This is a genomic window from Hymenobacter profundi, from assembly GCF_019334315.1.
Classification (GTDB): domain Bacteria; phylum Bacteroidota; class Bacteroidia; order Cytophagales; family Hymenobacteraceae; genus Hymenobacter; species Hymenobacter profundi.
Window position 1 is genome coordinate 1 of record NZ_JAHWGL010000032.1, and the last position, 15,455, is coordinate 15,455.

Consider the following 15,455-nt stretch of genomic DNA (forward strand, 5'->3'; position numbering starts at 1 on the left):
CGAGATGCTTCGGCTCCGCTCAGCATGACGGTTTCTCTATTCTACCTACCGCTGGCTTTCGGCGTTGCCTGCGAGGTAGCGCCTTTGCCTGTTTCGCTGCCATTGAGCAGGCGCAGCGTGTAGGTGTAGCTGTACTTCTTGTCCAGCAAGCGGTACTGCTCGTGAGGTAGGGCGCCCCAGCTGTCGTCGCCGCCTACACCACGCTGTTTCAGGTCGAGGTGGAGGTAGGTTTGCTGGTGGGGCGGCAGGTCGGTGGGGTGCTGCTGCTTTTTGGTGAGGCCGGGGTCGAGGTCCTCGGCACGGTAGGGTAGGGCGCTGAAGCTCAGGGGCTGCTGCCCTTCCACGCGCAGGCCCTGGCCGGCGGCATCGGTGAGCGAGAACCAGCGCACATCGGTGTGGTAGCCGTTTTCCTGGGGCCGGATGTACCCCTTCACAAACTGCCCGGCCACTGAGTCCTGGTACGTACCCAGGAAGGTAGCGGTGTTACGGTCCTGGTAGTTTTCCCAGGGGCCGCGGCCGTAGTAGCGCAGCTGGCGGTAGCGCTCGGGCAGCTCCAGGCGCATCCCGAAGCGGGGCAGCTCGGGCAAGTCCTTGCCAGTCATGTCGATAGCGGCCGTTACCTGCACGGCACCATCGGGACCGATGAGGTAGGACACCGTGTAGGGCACGCCTACCGTCGTCAATAGATACTCCACCTGAATAGGTAGGCCGGCGGCCGACTGCTCGCCTACCGTCACGTTCTTCACCTCGCGGGCGGCGTGGGCCGTGCGCCACACGCCGAGCTGTTGGGGCATGCCGTTGCCGAAGTCGTTGTCGGTGGGGGCGCGCCAGAAGTAGGGCTCGGGGAAACTGCCCAGCGTGCGTTGGTTGCCACGGCGGTAGTCGGTGAGGCGGCCCTGCTTGGTGTTGAACTCGCCGCGCACGTCGCCCGAGGTGAAGGTCAGCTTGTCGCCCTCGCGCTGCACTTGCAGGGTGCCGCTGGTGGCTGGGGCGGCGGCGAAGTAGGTAGTGGCCGGCGTCAACAGAAACTGCTCGCGGGCTACCTCGTGGCCGGCGGGCAGTAGTGGCGCGGCGGCTTTGGTGGTGGCAAACACGTTCAGCACGTACTCGGTGCCGGGCTCGGTTTTCAGCGAGGGTAGGCCCAGCTTCACCTCTTTCTTCTCACCAGCGGCCAGCTTGCCCACGGCAAAGGTGCCGGTTTTGGCCACCGTGCCGTTGCGCAACAGCTCCCAACGGAAGTTGTAGTCGTTCAGGTCCTTAAAGGAGAAACCATTCAGCACCGTCACGCGGCCACTGGCGGGTTGGGCCGCCGAGAAGCGAATATCCTGGTACACCTTTTTCACCTCCAGCAGGCCGGGGTGCGGGGTGCGGTCGGCGGCAATCAGGCCGTTGGCGCAGAAGTTCTCGTCGTTTTGCAGCAGCAAGCCGCCCAGGTCGCCGCCGTAGGCGTAGAAAATGCGGCCGTCGGCGGCGCGGGTTTGCAGGCCTTGGTCTACCCAGTCCCAGATAAAACCGCCCTGCATGTGTGGCGAGCTGCGGATCAAGTCCCAATATTCCTGAAAGTTACCGTTGCTATTGCCCATGGCGTGCGAGTATTCGCACATGATAAAGGGCCGCTTCTTGTCGGTGGCCTCGGCGTAGGCCTTCATATGGTTCATGCGGGGGTACATGGGGCACACAATGTCGGTGTCCTCGTTTTCGCCGGCCTGCTCAAATTGGACCGGGCGTGAGGGGTCGCGCTGCTTGATCCACTTGTAGGCATCGTAGAACACGGGGCCGTTGCCGCACTCGTTGCCCATGCTCCAGATGATGACGGAGGGGTGGTTTTTGTCACGCTCCACCAACCGCTCGATGCGGTCGAGGTGGGCGGGTGCCCACTCGGGCAGGTAGGCCGGGTGCTTGCTCTTATCGAATCCGCCCTGCCACTCGGCGCCCATGCCGTGGGTTTCGATGTTGGCCTCGTCTACCAGGTAAAAGCCCAGCTCGTCGCAGAGGCGGTACCACCGCTCGTCGTTGGGGTAGTGCGAGGTGCGCACGGCGTTGATGTTGTGCTGCTTCATCAAAGCCAAGTCCTTGCGCATCAGCTCATCCGTCACCACGCGGCCGGTGGTGGGCTCCAGCTCGTGGCGGTTCACGCCGTGCACCTCCACGGGGCGACCGTTCACCATCAGCTGCGCATCCTTGATTTCCACCTTGCGGAAACCTACCTGGCAGCCCGTCACGGCCAGCGGCTTGCCTTGGTTGTCTTCCAGCGTCAGGCGGCACTGGTAGAGGGTAGGAACTTCGGCCGACCACGGCCGCACGTTTTTCACGGTGCCGCTGAGCTTCACCGTTTCGGCGCCGGCCGCCACGGGCTGCTGCTGGCGCAGTACGGTTTTGCCGTTGCTGTCCAGAATTTCGGCCGTGAGGCGGGCCGGGGTGCCAGCAGCCGCACCGAAGTTGCGCAGCATGACGTCGGCCGAGAACTGGCCATTTTTATAAGTAGGGTCGAGGTCGGCGTGGGTGAAGAAGTCCCAGATCGTGCGCTGGGGTAGGCTGTAGAGGTACACGTCGCGGTCGAGGCCGGAGAGGCGCCAGAAGTCCTGGTCTTCGAGGTAGGAACCGTCGTGCCAGCGCGTAACCTGCACGGCCAGCGTGTTCTCGCCCTCTTTTAGGTACTTGGTAATATCAAACTCGGCCGGCGACTTCGCCACCTTGCTCATGCCCACGCGCTGGCCGTTCACATACACTACCGCGTAGCCCGAGATGGAGCCGAAGTTTAGCAGCACTTCCCTACCCGCCCACGCGGCTGGCACCGTGAAGGTGCGCCGGTAGCTGCCCACCGGATTATCGCGCCCGCCAATGAAGGGCGGATTTTTGGGGAACGGGTAGGTGATGTTGGTGTAAATGGGCGTGCCGAAACCCTTGATTTCCCAGTTGGAAGGCACGGCAATGCTGGCCCAGCCTTTGTCGTCGAAGCCGGGCTGCTGGAACGTGGTAGGGCGCTCGGCGGGGCGAGGCACGTAGTTGAACTTCCACTGCCCGTTCAGCGACTGGTAGTAGGGCGAGCGGGCGTAGTCGTTGGCGGCCACGTCGGCGGGCTTGTCGTACACCATGAAGCTGGCGTGGGGCTTCTCCTTGTTCTGCTCAAACACCCGCGGGTTTTCCCACTCGTTGGGGGTGTTTTGGGCGGTAGCCGCGCCGCTGGTTAGGAGCAGGGCGGCCGTTAGAAAGTGAAAGTTGCGCATCGAATGGATGAGGTAAGCGAGGCAGATAGCGGCGTGGTTGGCACCGCGCAATAGGCCTCAGAAATGCATAGGCAATAGTACGCCACTCCCCGCGGAGCAACCGGGGGTATTTCGGGACAATGGCGGGGTGATATTCGTCGGGTGCAGTGGCCGGCAGCTTTTACCATGTGGCGAAGACACTGACCACAACCGCATTTAATCATCTGATTATCAACTCGCCTATTCTACCTCTGCCTCTCATTTACCCCTACCCTGCACCCGGATAACGACCAGCGAATAGGGCTGCGCTGTGTAAGCAAACGCTTTGCGCGCTTTGTAGCTCACCTTTTTAGGCAGTACCGTTTGCGGACTGGCCAGGGTGTTCTTCGCGTCCTTGTCGCCCGATAGCACGGTCAGCGTAGCGGCAGACGCCAGCCCTTTGAAAGAAGCCAGGTTGATCGGAAACGTCTGGGCCTGGGGGCTGGCGTTGATCAGCTTCAGAATCACATCGCCGGTTTGGGCGTCGCGCACGCAGGAGGCAGCCAGGGTCGTATCGGCGGCCGCGCTGGTAGGAAGCGTGACTACCCCCTGATGGTATGTATTGCCCTGGTTGTGACCAAAGAGCTGCTGCACGTAGTAGTTCACCGTGGGCACGATGGTGGTGTTGGTGAAGTAGATCATGTCGGGGTTCCACTGCGTGTGGCCTTCCTTAGCCAGGAGCGGCGCGTAGGACGCCAGTTGCACCACGTCGCCGTTGCGCTCTAGGCTGGTCATGTAGGCAGCTTCGGCCAGGGCGTTGTACACGGTATTGCCCCACGAAGCGTATTCCCCCAGATACACCTTCGATTTGGCCCGGTCGTAGCGGTCGTAGCGCTGGTTGTTGGCCCAAAACCACTTCGGTTTTTCGTAGTAATGCTCGTCTACGAGCGGCACGTCGAGCTGATTAGCCAGCGCCCAGCCCAAGTCGTAATCTTCGCCCTTCGGGCCAGGCCCTACCGTGCCCACAATTTTCAGGTTGGGGTACTTGGCATGCACCGCGTTGTAGAGCAGCGTGAAGCGGCTACGAAAATCAGGGGTAATCTTGTCTTCGTTGCCGATGCCCACATACTCCAGGTTGAATGGGGCGGGGTGGCCGGCCGCGGCCCGTTTGGCGCCCCAGGACGAGGTAATGGGGCCATTGGCCCACTCCACGAGGTCCAGCACGTCCTGCACGTAGGCGTCCATCTCGCTGAGCGGAATGGCCTGCTGCCCGACGCTCCCAATGCGCCACGAGCCGCCCGAGTTCTGGCAGCTCACGCCGGCCGCCACCACGGGAAGCGGCTTGGCCCCAATGTCTTCGCAAAACTGAAAATACTCGAAGTAGCCTAGCCCCGCGGTTTGGTGGTAGTTCCAGATGTTGCGCTGGGCCACGCGCTGCTCTACCGGGCCAATAGTTTTCTTCCAGTCATACAGGTTATCCAGCCCGTCGCCGTGGGCCAGGCAGCCGCCCGGAAAGCGCACAAATTTCGGTTTTATGTCGGCAATGGCCTGGGCTAGGTCGGGCCGCAGCCCGTTGGAATGGTTATGAAAGGTTTTCTGCGGAAACAGCGACACCATGTCGAGGTCGATAACGCCTTTGCCGGTGACCAGTACCACCAGCGTGGCTTTGTCCTCGGTAGTGCTGGGCGCGAGGGTAGCGCTGTACTGCTGCCAGTCCACCTTCTGCGCTGACAACGTGGTTTCGGCCAGCACCTGGCCTTTGGCGCCCCGCAGCTGCACCAGTAGCGGCACGGCTGCCCCCGATTTCACCCGCGCCCACATCGAGAAGCTGTACTTCTCCCCTGCCCGCACCGGTATACCATCGAAACCGGTGTTCTTTAGCCCCAGTCCTTTCTGAAACGGGTTTTCCACGCGCAGGGTCGCGTAGTGCGGATTGTTGGCGTGCAGAGGCGCCGCGCTTTCCACCGACACGCTGCCCATAGCGTAGCCTTCGTGCAGATACTCCCAGGCCGTGAGTGAGTTCCAGCCGTCATGGTCGCTCGGGGCGTACTCGAAGGAGCGGTTCTGCACCAGCTCGGCGTACAGTCCGCCATCGGCCGCGTAGTTGATGTCCTCGAAGAAGATACCGAACAAATCGGGGCTGATGGACTTGCCGGCCGGCGCAGCCTGGCCCAGCGTGAGCAAGGGGGTAAGAACAGCCAGAATGGCCGCACAAACGCAGCGTACAGGAGTGGTCATAGGCAAGGGGTGGTTGGGTTATGGTAGGACTACGGTTGCATTACGAAGCCCCTGTGCGCCGGCGGCGTCACGCTCACGGTCACTTGTACAGCGCCGTCGGGGCTATCCACGCGGATGGGCTTGGCGATGGTAGTCAGGCCTAGTGGACCAAGAAAGGGTAGGAAGCACGTGAGGGCACGCCGGTAGTGAGAGGACATCAGGTGGGAATTTAGAGGGGCTTGTGACACCTTTCAGAATGAGTAAGGCTATAGCGGCGGCGTCTTATTGTATCGCTCCCCTCAAGTTACCGTTTATCCACGTAACGGTACATCTCGCTGGCAGCCAGCAGGAAAGCCCCTACCCCAAAGTTGGACGTAGAACTCTTATCGACCACTTGGCCGGGAATAGCCTTCTCGCCAATGGGCTGCACGTAGCCGATGGCGCCGTCGGGTTGCAGGGCGGTGGTGGTGAGGTACTGCCAGCCCCGCATGGCCGTGGGCAGGTACTCTTTCTTATCTAGCACGCCGTGGTTGATGCCCCACAGGTAGGCGAAGGTGTTGAAGGCCGTGCCGCTGGTTTCGGGGCCGGGGGCGTGCGCGGGGTCCAGGAGGCTGCGGGTCCAGTAGCCTTCGGGCTGCTGGGCTTGCTTGAGGGCGGCGGCCAGACCGCGGTACTTGCTCAGGTACTCGTCGCGGTGGGGGTCGGTGGCGGGTAGGTCTTGCAGCACGCGGGCCAGGCCGGCAAATACCCACCCGTCGCCGCGCGCCCAGAAGTCCTTTTTGCCGTTCGCCGATTTATGCTGGGGGTACACGTATTTGGCGTCGCGGTAGTAGAGGCCGGTTTCCTGGTCGTACATGATGCTGTTGGCGTAGCCGAAGTACTCATGCAACTTACTCAGGTACTGCGGGTTGTTGGTGATGGTATAGAGCTTGGTCATCACGGGCATCACCATGTAGAGGCCGTCGGCCCACCACCAGTAGTCGTTTTGGGGGGTGCTCATTTCGTACTCCATCACCTCGCGGGCGCGGGCAATGCGTATCGGGTTGGGCTTTAGCTTGTAGAGGTCGGCGTAGGTTTGAAAGCAAATCTGCCAGTCGCCAAACAGCACGTGGTCAGGTGTTTCGCCGTACTTGTACTTCCAAGTGGCACGGTCGTCGGAGGTAGCGCCTTTCCAGTGGTTGTGCTCGGCCCAGGTTTCCGAATACTGCCGGTATTTCTCGTTGTTGGTGACAGCATACGCCGCCATGTTGCCGGTATGGTAGGCGGCCACGTCCCAAAACGCCCGTTCTTGCGGCGGGTGCGTGGCCTGCCAGTGGTCATTCACCTTCGTGATGAGTGCCAGCACCTCGGCCTTTTTCGGCTGCGTGTAGGAGGTGGCAGCCGTTTGGGAAGTAGTGCAGGCGGTGGGTAGCCCCAGCAGCAGGGTAGCGCCGAGTAGGTAGGTCGGAAGGCGGTTCATGGGGTGAAAGAGGGCGTTTGCAGAAAATAGTTGCCGTCCGCCGGTCCGACGCCTGCGGCGTCGAACCGGCGAACGACCTTTACGGCTGGTAGGGCTTGCCCAGCACCAGCTTGTTGCCCGACACATCCAGCGCAAACAGGTGGGGCACACGGTGGTAGCGGCCCTTGATGTCCTGGTGGCTGTGCGCGGCCATCAGGAGCTTGCCATTGAGGGTGCGGAACAGCATGCCGTGGCCATAGTTGGGCGGGGTAATGGGGTCTTTTTCCTGCACCCAGGGGCCATCGAGGGTGCCGCTGGTGGAGTAGGCCACGCCCTGGGTGTACACGTCATAGATCCAGCTGGTCCAGATCATGCCCAGGCGACCGGTGCCGGTCCGAAACAGGTAGGGACCATCGGTTACTTTGTTGGGGCGGGCCGGCCCGGTGCGCGGGTTTTCGCGGCTCCAGGGCGAGTCGCTAGCCCGAAACAGCACCTTGCTCTCCCCTACCGTACCGCTCAGATCAGGCTTCAGCTGTATCTTTTCGATGGTGCCATTCTGGTTTTGCAGCCACTCGTGGCAGTATACCATGTAGGGCTTTTTGTCCTTATCTACCCACAGCGTAGCGTCGAGGGTAGGTTTGTTAGCGGGCAGGTAGGTGGCGTCGCCGCCGGAAACGGGCACGTAAGGACCGCCCGGCTGGTTGCTGACCAGCACGTGGCAGGCCCGGCGCTCAATGGGCGTGCCCTGCACGGTGTCAATCTTGACGGCTTGGTTGGTGAAGGTGGCAAAGTAGTAGTACTTGCCCTGGTACGGGTGGATTTCAGCGGCCCAGATCATCGGTTTCGGCCCCATCCAGGAGGCAGGATCAGGCTGGGCCACGGAATAGGGTCCCGACCAGCGCTTCATGTCCGGGCTTTTCCAGAGTAGGCCGCCGGTGCCGGTCATGTAGTATTGCTTGGTTTTCGAGTCGGCGAGGATAAATGGGTCGCTCAGCCGGATGGAATCCAGCGGCACATTTTGCTGAATCATTGGTTTTCTAGCTTCCTGTGCCTGCGTGGCCACGGCCAGTACCTGGCAGCTCAGCAGCAGCGCCCAGCCTGTTTTTATCCCTATCATCTTTGCTTGTCTTAGTCGTTATTACTTCACCCATACCGGCTGAATACCGGCGTGGGTAGGCACCACAGGCTTGATGCTGCCATCAGCATTAAATTCCATTTTATCGATGCACACCTCGCGGTTGTAGCCAGCGGCGTCGCCCATCCCGATGCCCTTGGGGTAGGTGAAGCGGTGGTAGACCAGGTACCACTCGTCGCGGCCGGGCACCTGGATGGTGCTGTTGTGGCCGGTACCGTAGATGCCCTGCGACGGGTCTTTGGTGATAACCAGATTGTTGGCGGGCACCGTAATCTTGCCCAGCGGCGTGGTAGAGGTGCCGTAGCGCACCTGGTAGTTGGGCGAGCGGGTGTCGTCCTCGCTCCACATAAAGTAGTAGGTGCCGTTGCGGAAGAACACGTGGGCGCCCTCACGGAAGGTGCGGTCGGGCGTCATCACCTGCGTGGTGCCGGGCTTCAGGCTCACCAGGTCGTCGTTCAGCTCGGCGCCGGCCATGTAGCCGTTGCCCCAGTACAGGTAGAGCTTGCCGCTCTGCGGGTCGCGGAACACGGCGGGGTCTATCTGCTGGCCGCCCTTCACGCCCTCAGGAAGTTGGTTGAGTAGCGGCTTGCCGGTGTCCTTGAACGGGCCGGTAGGGCTATCTGACAACGCTACCCCAATCTTCGCGCCCGCGCAGAAGTAGTAGGCGTAGCGGTAGCCGGTGGCGGTTTTCTGCTCGATAATGCAGGGCGCCCAGGCGTTTTTCTTCTCCCAACTCACGTCCTTGGGCAGATCCAGAATCACGCCTTCGTCCTTCCAGTTCACCAAATCGGGCGAGGAAAACGTTTTGAAGTAGGTGCCCGACCAGCCCGTGAAGCCGTCGGAGGTAGGGTAGATGTAGAACTTGCCGGTTTTCTCGGAGTGCAGGATGGCCGGGTCGGCGTAGTAGCCGTTCAGGGCCGGGTTGTGCGTTTCAGTGGCCGATACGGTATAGGTGCGCTGCTGACTACCCTGCCCTACCGTGTAGGTCACGGGGCCATTGGCGAAGTTCTGCGGGCCGCTCGGCTTTACTGCCAGCCCAAACGCTGTGAGTTGTGGGTCAAACTGTTGCAGGCTGGCACCCGGCATTGCCAGATACGCCACCTTGCCGGCCGCGCTATCTACCAGCGTATTCTGCTGCCGGATGGCCTTGTTCTGGGCCGTGCCAAACAGGTCGGCCGGTGTCAGCCAGCGGGCGGCGAGGCGGGTGGCTTCCTCGGCGGTAATGGGTAGCACGGTGCCGTGGCGGGGGTGGAAGTTCATCTGCACCTCGTCGTCAATCACCTTGAAATGCTCGAAGTCAGCAGTGCGCGTGAATTGGTAGCGGCCCTTGCCGTACACGTCGTACATCAAGATGTAGTCGGTGCTGTTGTTGAGCTTGAAGGTGCCCGCACCCTCCACGGCCTCTTTGGTTTGCTGCACGTAGGGGTCGCGCTGCTTATAGCCCTCGGTCAGCTTATCCGACACGGCCACTTTGATGCCGTTGCCCTGGCCTTCGGTCTTGAAGAAGAGGTAGTACTTGCCGTCCTTCTCTGCAATGTCGCCATCAATACAAGAGCCGTTGGTAGGTGAGAAAAACAGCTGTTTGGGCTCGCCTTCCAGGTCCGTAAAGTCCTTGTTGGCGTAGGCGTAGTAGATTTTGTCGGGCTCCGAGCCATACTGCAAGGAGAAGTACACCATATACTTCTTGGCCTTGGCGTCGTAGATGGTTTGCGGGGCCCACACCCGCTTCAGGTTTTCTTGGTTGGGATATTTCTTCTGAATGTTGACGACGCTGGATTTCCAGTTGATCATATCGTTGGACTTCAGCAGCACCATGCCGCGGTTGCTGCTCCAGCCCTTGGCCGACACCATATCGGTAGCTACCATGTAGAAGGTCTTGCCGTCGTGGCCGCGCAAAATGTGCGGGTCGCGCACGCCCCCGGTCTCGCTGATGGCCGCCGAGCTGACGATGGGCCTGTTGCCGTTGAGCGCGGTGTAGTGGTAGCCGTCCTGACTGAGCGCGAAGCGAATGGCTTCCTGCTTTTTGTCGTTGCCGGTGAAGTAGGCGAACAGGTAGGCAGTGGTTTTCGGTGGCTTGGCGGCGAGCTTCGCGGGGCCTACCATCGCAAGCACCAGCAACACCCCGGCCATGCGTCCGAAGGAGCGGTATTGACCGGTGCCAGCGTGCGTGGCGCATCGGCGGCGAAATGTAGAAAGAGAGAACGTCAGCATAGGAAAAGAAAAGTATCGAAGTGGGCGCAACGCAAAAGAGTCAAATTTTGGGAGGGTAGCCAGTGCGGGCCGCGCAAAGGCTAATTTGCCCCCCTTCTTTGACCGTTCCGCCGCTACTGTGGGGCCGCAGCGGCAAGATCTAATTGGCCAGCTGATAGGCACGCCCTTTCTTGGCCTCGAATACCAGCACATAGCCACGGGCATCGTGGGTAGGGGCGGCCCGTACGCCCTTAATGCGAAAGGGCCGGGCGGCCCGCACCGCACACCGCCCCCCGGCCAGCGCCGCGAGGGTAGCCGTTTGCAGTTGGCCGTGTTGCCAAGCCATACCCACCTCGAAGCCGCCGCGGGCGCGCAGCCCCCGCACCTGGCCCGTATTCCAGGCCGTGGGGAGGGCTGGCAGCAACTCGATTTCGCCCAGGTGGCTTTGCAGCAACAGCTCGGCCATGCCCGCCGTGCCCGCAAAGTTGCCGTCAATCTGAAACGGCGGGTGGGCATCGAATAGGTTGGGGTAGGTGCCCCCGGCGCCCCTACCCGTGGCGGGCATATAGCGCAACAGCTGCCGGATGAGCGTGTAGGCGTGGTCTCCGTCGCGCAGGCGGGCCCACCAGTTTATTTTCCAGGCCTTGCTCCACCCTGTGCCCTCGTCGCCGCGGATTTCCAGCGTCTTGCGGGCCGCCCGGAACAGCTCGGGCGTTTGGGCGGACGAGAGCTGCCGGCCGGGGTGCAGCCCAAACAGGTGCGACACGTGGCGGTGCTGCGGATCGGTTTCGGGGAAGTCGCGGTACCACTCCAGCAACTGACCCTGCTTGCCCACGCGTGGTGGGTACAGCCGCTCCCGGCTGGCTACCAACTGGGCGCGCAGTTCGGCATCCACGCCTAGCACCTGCGAGGCCTCGATGACGTTGGTAAACAAATCCCAGATGATGGCCATGTCCATTGTGGCTGCCACCGACACGCTCTGCGCCTTGCCGTTCTGGTCTTTAAACTGGTTTTCGGGGGAGGTGGAGGGGGCCGTCACGAGGTAGCCGTCGGGGCCTTCTACCAGCCAATCGAGGCTGAATAGAGCGGCTTGCTTCATCAGAGGGTAGGCCTGCTCGGCCAGGTAGCGCTTGTCTTGGGTGAAGGCGTAGTGCTCCCATAGGTGCTGGCTCAGCCAGTTGCCGCCCATGGCCCAGTTGGCCCACACCGGGTCGCCGTGGCCTACGTCGCCCACGGGGCTGGTGGTGGCCCAGATGTCGGAGTTGTGGTGTGCTACCCAGCCTCGGGCGCCGTAAAACTCGCGGGCCGTGTGGGTGCCGGCCTTTGCCAAATCGTGCAACCAGCGCAGCAGCGGCTCGTGCAGCTCGCTCAGGTTGGTCACCTCAGCGGGCCAGTAGTTCATTTGGGTGTTGATGTTGATGGTATAGTTGGAACTCCAGGGCGGGCGCACCTCCCGGTTCCAGATGCCTTGCAGGTTGGCCGGCGGCCCACCCGGCCGCGACGACGCCATTAACAGGTAGCGCCCATACTGGAAATACAGCGTTTCCAGGGCCGGGTCGTAGGCGCCGCGGGCGTAGGCTTGCAACCGCTCGTCGGTGGGTAGGGCCGGGGCGGGGTGCCCGGTGGTGTCGGCCACCACCAGCGCCACGCGGCCCAGGTAGCGCTGCACATCGGCCACGTGGGCCCGCTGCAACGCCCCAAACGACTTGCTCGCTGCCCGTTGCATATTTTCCACCGCCATGGCTTTCTCGTCACGGCCTTCTTGGTCAGGGCATTTGTCGAAGCCGTTGAAGCTGGTAGCCGCCACCACGTACAGCACTACCTCGTTGGCCTGCTCAATGTGCAGTCCCGCAGGACCAGCCGATACGCGCCCGCCAGGTGCTACGGCCCGCACGCGGTACTGAAACCGCATGCCCCGGCAGCCGCTGGTATCGTCGTACACAATGTGCTCCTGGTCTTTGGGGTTGTAGTAGTTCGGGTCGACGTGGGCGGGGGCTTTGCCACTCACGACCAGCTCCTGCCCCTGCTCCACGGTCCAGCTGTGGTGTAGGGGGCTGCTAGACGCTACGTCCAGCGTGAGAGCGTGGGCCCGGCTGGCCCGCAGGCGCACCAGCAGCACGTTGCCCGGCGCCGAGGCCAGCACCTCGCGGGTGTATTCTACGCCGCCAACCGTGAAGCGCGTCGTAGTCGTGGCCGATGGTAAATCCAGCTCCCGGCGGTAGGCGGTAGGGGTAGCGGCGCCCAGGTCTTGCTGCAACACCAGGTCGCCCAGCGGCAGGTACGATTCGGTGAACAGGCCCTGCATGTGCCGCACCAGTTCGTCGGCCTTGCCATAATCTTGCTCGCGCAGCAAGGCCTCGCGCACCTGCGGCAGGTAGGAAGCCGCCTGCGGGTTAACGCTGGCCGGCACAGGACCGCCGCTATATAAAGTGCTTTCATTCAGCTGAATCAACTCTTTCTCCACACCACCAAACACCATGGCCCCTACCCGGCCATTGCCTACGGGCAAGGCTTCTACCCACTCCGTGGCCGGCTTGCTGTACCACAGCTTCAGGTCGGCGGGGGCGCGCTGGCTCTTGAGAGTCTTAGCGGTAGCCGGATTGCCATAGGGGTGCCCTTCCTGACTGCGTACGGCGGGGGTGGTAGCAGCGGCTGGCAGCGCCAGCAGCCCCCACAAAACCAACAGACAGAGAGAGTATTTCATCAGGAGAATATCAAGCGAGAAGATAAATAACACAGCACGCAGGGGCCGGGCTGGCAACAGTTCCGCCCCGACCGCCTACCCTCCAAACGGCATAGGGAAGCAACGCCCTGCAAGAGGTTCGGTAAGTTATAGCTTCACGGTTAGCTTCTTGCCCGCATAGCGAACCTCTTTGGCGGGTTCGGTGCCCTCGCCTACTCCGGTGCCGTGCTGCTCATCTACCAGTACCACCCGGAAGGTGCGCTCCTGCGCCATGCCCGGAAACGAGCCGGCGCGGTTTTCTACTGTCAGCTGCCGGGCCTTGTCGTTCCAGCGCAGGCGAATGGTGGCGTAGGCGCCTTTTTCGTAGTTGTAGTTGTCGTTTTCGTCCTCGTAGAGCATAAACTCGCCATCGGCGCCGGGGTACACGCGGAGTTCCAGCGGCGCATCGGGCTTCTCGCCGGTGTACTGTTGCAGCGGACCCAGGGGCAGCACGGAGCCAGCGCGCACGTAGAGCGGCATCAGGTCGATGGGGGTGGCGCGCTGCACGGTTTGCCCGCCGTTGTGGCGCTTGCCCGTCCAGAAATCCACCCAGCTTGTGCCCGCTGGCAGGTATACTTCGGTGTTTTTGATAGTCGAGAAATCGGGTGGTACTGGTTGGTTTTTGTCGGGTCGGTTTACGTACTGCGCCTCCACTACGGGCCTCACCAGGAAGGCCGGGCCGAACATATACTCCGAGCCCATGTCCACTACCTTAGGGTCGGTGGGGAAATCCATCAGCAGGGCCCGCATTAGCGTGCCGGCGCGGCTGGTTACGCCCCAGGCGTTAGCGTAGAGGTAGGGCTGCAATCGGTAGCGCAGGTCGATAAACTTCTTCTGCGCATCAAACGCCCAGCTGCCCTTCTCGCCAAACTGGTAAATCTCGCGGGGCGTATACTCGCCGTGGGCGCGCATCATGGGCGTGAAGGCCGCAAACTGCTGCCAGCGCGTAAACAGCTCCTGAAACGCCGGGTCCTGCACGCCCTTCGGATACTCGCCGGACGGGAAAAAGCCGCCAATGTCGCTGTTCCAGTACGGGAAGCCGGCCAGGCTCAGGCTGAGCGCGGCGGCCGGCTGCTTGGCCAGCACATCCCAGCGCGAGTTCACATCACCCGACCATACCATAGTACCATTGCGCTGCTGCCCGGCAAAGGCCGAGCGCGTGAGGATGAACACGCGCTTGGCCTCGCTGGTCTCGCGCTGGTGCTTGTACACGCCGGTGGTACTCATGAGGGGGTAGGCGTTGCGCACCCGCCGGAAGCTACCCAGCGCCGTTTCGTTGTCGTCGTCGGTATCGAAGGGGGTGAGCTGGTCGGGCTCGGTGGCATCGAGCCACCAGCCATCCATACCCAGCCGGAAGATGTTCTTATTCAGATAGCTCCAGTAGATGTCGCGGGCCGCGGGGTCGAAGGCGTCGTAGACTTTCACGTGGGGCGTGCGCGGCCAGGTGATGAAGTCGAAGAGCATGTCCTTGGCGGCAAACTCCTGGTAGGCCTTGGTCTTTTTGCCAAACGAGGGCCACACCGAAATAATCTGGTGGGCGTGCAGGGCGTGCACCTCATCTACCATGCCCTGCGGATTGGGGAAGCGCGGATTGCCGAACTCCGTGGAGTTCCAGTAGTCGTTGTCTTCGCTCCAATACTGCCAGTCCTGCACAATGCCATCGAGGGGCACGCCCAGGGCGCGGTATTTCTTCACTACACCCACCGTCTCCTCCTGACTGCGGTAGCGCTCTTTGCTTTGCCAGAAGCCCAGCGTCCAGCGCGGAAACATAGGGGCTTGCCCGGTGAGGCAGCGGTATTGTGCCACCACGCCATCGGCCGTGCCGTTGCCGTTCAGCAGGTAGTAGTCGGCGCAGTCGCCCACCTCCGAATCGAATAATGTACCCTGCTCATTGTCAGCAAACTGGGTGGTGGAGTAGTTGTCCCAGAACACGCCGTAGCCTTTGCCCGAGTGCAGTACCGGCACGGCAATATCGAGGTTTCGCTGTTTCAGCAGCACCTTCTGGCCGCGGTAGTTGAGGTGCCCGTCCTGGTGCTGGCCCAACCCGTACACTGCCTCGCCGGGAGCCAGCTGAAATAGCTGCCGCACGCGGTAAGTAGCGGCACCCAGATCCTGCTTGCTCGTGAAGCGCGAGCCGTTGGCTTTCTCGCTGATCAGCGGCTGCCCTTTAGCGGTAAGAAAACGCACCTGCCCGGTTTTCGGATCGATGCGCACCTCGGTACTGGCGCTGCTTAGGCTGATGAGGCCCTTTTTGCTCGCGTACTTCAGTTTGCCCGGCGCGGGCGTTTGTATCACTACCAGACTCTTGCGCTCGTTTTCTTTGCCCTTCGGAAACTTCACCACCCGCACAATGTCGGGGCTGTAGAATTGCACCCGCACCGTGAGCGAGTCGGTGGAAAGTTGCAGGCCGGTGGCGGTTTTTTGGTATTGCTGGGCGTGAGCAGCGGGCACCAGCAGCAGGCCGAGCGCCACCGAAAACAGAGGGTGTAGAGTGGATGTAGTCAACAGAAAGATAGGTTGAGTGTATGATAGAATAGTAGTTCGTGTAAAGCGGTGTGTAGAGACGCA

8 protein-coding genes are annotated in these 15,455 nt (G+C 61.8%); all 8 read right to left on the minus strand.

Translation table 11 applies throughout. The annotated features are described in order from the left end of the window. Positions 1 to 41: 41 nt before the first annotated feature. The gene (gene lacZ, locus KYK14_RS09655) at positions 42 to 3,227 is read right to left on the minus strand and encodes a beta-galactosidase, LacZ type (protein ID WP_219158659.1); all 3,186 of its coding nucleotides are present in this window, start codon (positions 3,225 to 3,227) and stop codon (positions 42 to 44) included. Positions 3,228 to 3,464: 237 nt separating this feature from the next. Then, on the minus strand, positions 3,465 to 5,423 hold the full coding sequence (locus tag KYK14_RS09660; RefSeq protein WP_219158660.1) for an alpha-L-arabinofuranosidase C-terminal domain-containing protein: 1,959 nt from the start codon (positions 5,421 to 5,423) through the stop codon (positions 3,465 to 3,467). Positions 5,424 to 5,452: 29 nt separating this feature from the next. Then, the gene (locus KYK14_RS09665) at positions 5,453 to 5,620 is read right to left on the minus strand and encodes a hypothetical protein (protein ID WP_208306802.1); all 168 of its coding nucleotides are present in this window, start codon (positions 5,618 to 5,620) and stop codon (positions 5,453 to 5,455) included. Positions 5,621 to 5,706: 86 nt separating this feature from the next. After that, a complete protein-coding gene (locus KYK14_RS09670; protein ID WP_219158661.1) occupies positions 5,707 to 6,861 on the minus strand; it encodes a glycoside hydrolase family 88/105 protein in 1,155 nt (384 codons plus the stop codon). A 79-nt stretch (positions 6,862 to 6,940) separates the two neighbouring features. Beyond that, positions 6,941 to 7,957, minus strand: coding sequence for a glycoside hydrolase family 43 protein (locus KYK14_RS09675; RefSeq protein ID WP_219158662.1), 1,017 nt, complete (start codon positions 7,955 to 7,957; stop codon positions 6,941 to 6,943). Between the two features lie 21 nt (positions 7,958 to 7,978). Further along, complete coding sequence (locus KYK14_RS22140) at positions 7,979 to 10,186, minus strand: glycoside hydrolase family 43 protein (protein ID WP_246601773.1); 2,208 nt, start codon at positions 10,184 to 10,186, stop codon at positions 7,979 to 7,981. Positions 10,187 to 10,325: 139 nt separating this feature from the next. After that, complete coding sequence (locus KYK14_RS09685) at positions 10,326 to 12,869, minus strand: glycoside hydrolase family 95 protein (RefSeq protein WP_219158663.1); 2,544 nt, start codon at positions 12,867 to 12,869, stop codon at positions 10,326 to 10,328. A gap of 126 nt (positions 12,870 to 12,995) precedes the next feature. Beyond that, a complete protein-coding gene (locus tag KYK14_RS09690) occupies positions 12,996 to 15,392 on the minus strand; it encodes a glycoside hydrolase family 31 protein (RefSeq protein WP_219158664.1) in 2,397 nt (798 codons plus the stop codon). Between the last annotated feature and the right edge of the window lie 63 nt (positions 15,393 to 15,455).

Coding starts and splice junctions, on each gene's coding strand:
- KYK14_RS09670 (WP_219158661.1), bottom strand. CDS start 6,861: ATGAACCGCCTTCCGACCTACCTACTCGGCGCTACCCTGCTGCTGGGG.
- KYK14_RS09675 (WP_219158662.1), bottom strand. CDS start 7,957: ATGATAGGGATAAAAACAGGCTGGGCGCTGCTGCTGAGCTGCCAGGTA.
- lacZ (WP_219158659.1), bottom strand. CDS start 3,227: ATGCGCAACTTTCACTTTCTAACGGCCGCCCTGCTCCTAACCAGCGGC.
- KYK14_RS09665 (WP_208306802.1), bottom strand. CDS start 5,620: ATGTCCTCTCACTACCGGCGTGCCCTCACGTGCTTCCTACCCTTTCTT.
- KYK14_RS09660 (WP_219158660.1), bottom strand. CDS start 5,423: ATGACCACTCCTGTACGCTGCGTTTGTGCGGCCATTCTGGCTGTTCTT.
- KYK14_RS09685 (WP_219158663.1), bottom strand. CDS start 12,869: ATGAAATACTCTCTCTGTCTGTTGGTTTTGTGGGGGCTGCTGGCGCTG.
- KYK14_RS22140 (WP_246601773.1), bottom strand. CDS start 10,186: ATGCTGACGTTCTCTCTTTCTACATTTCGCCGCCGATGCGCCACGCAC.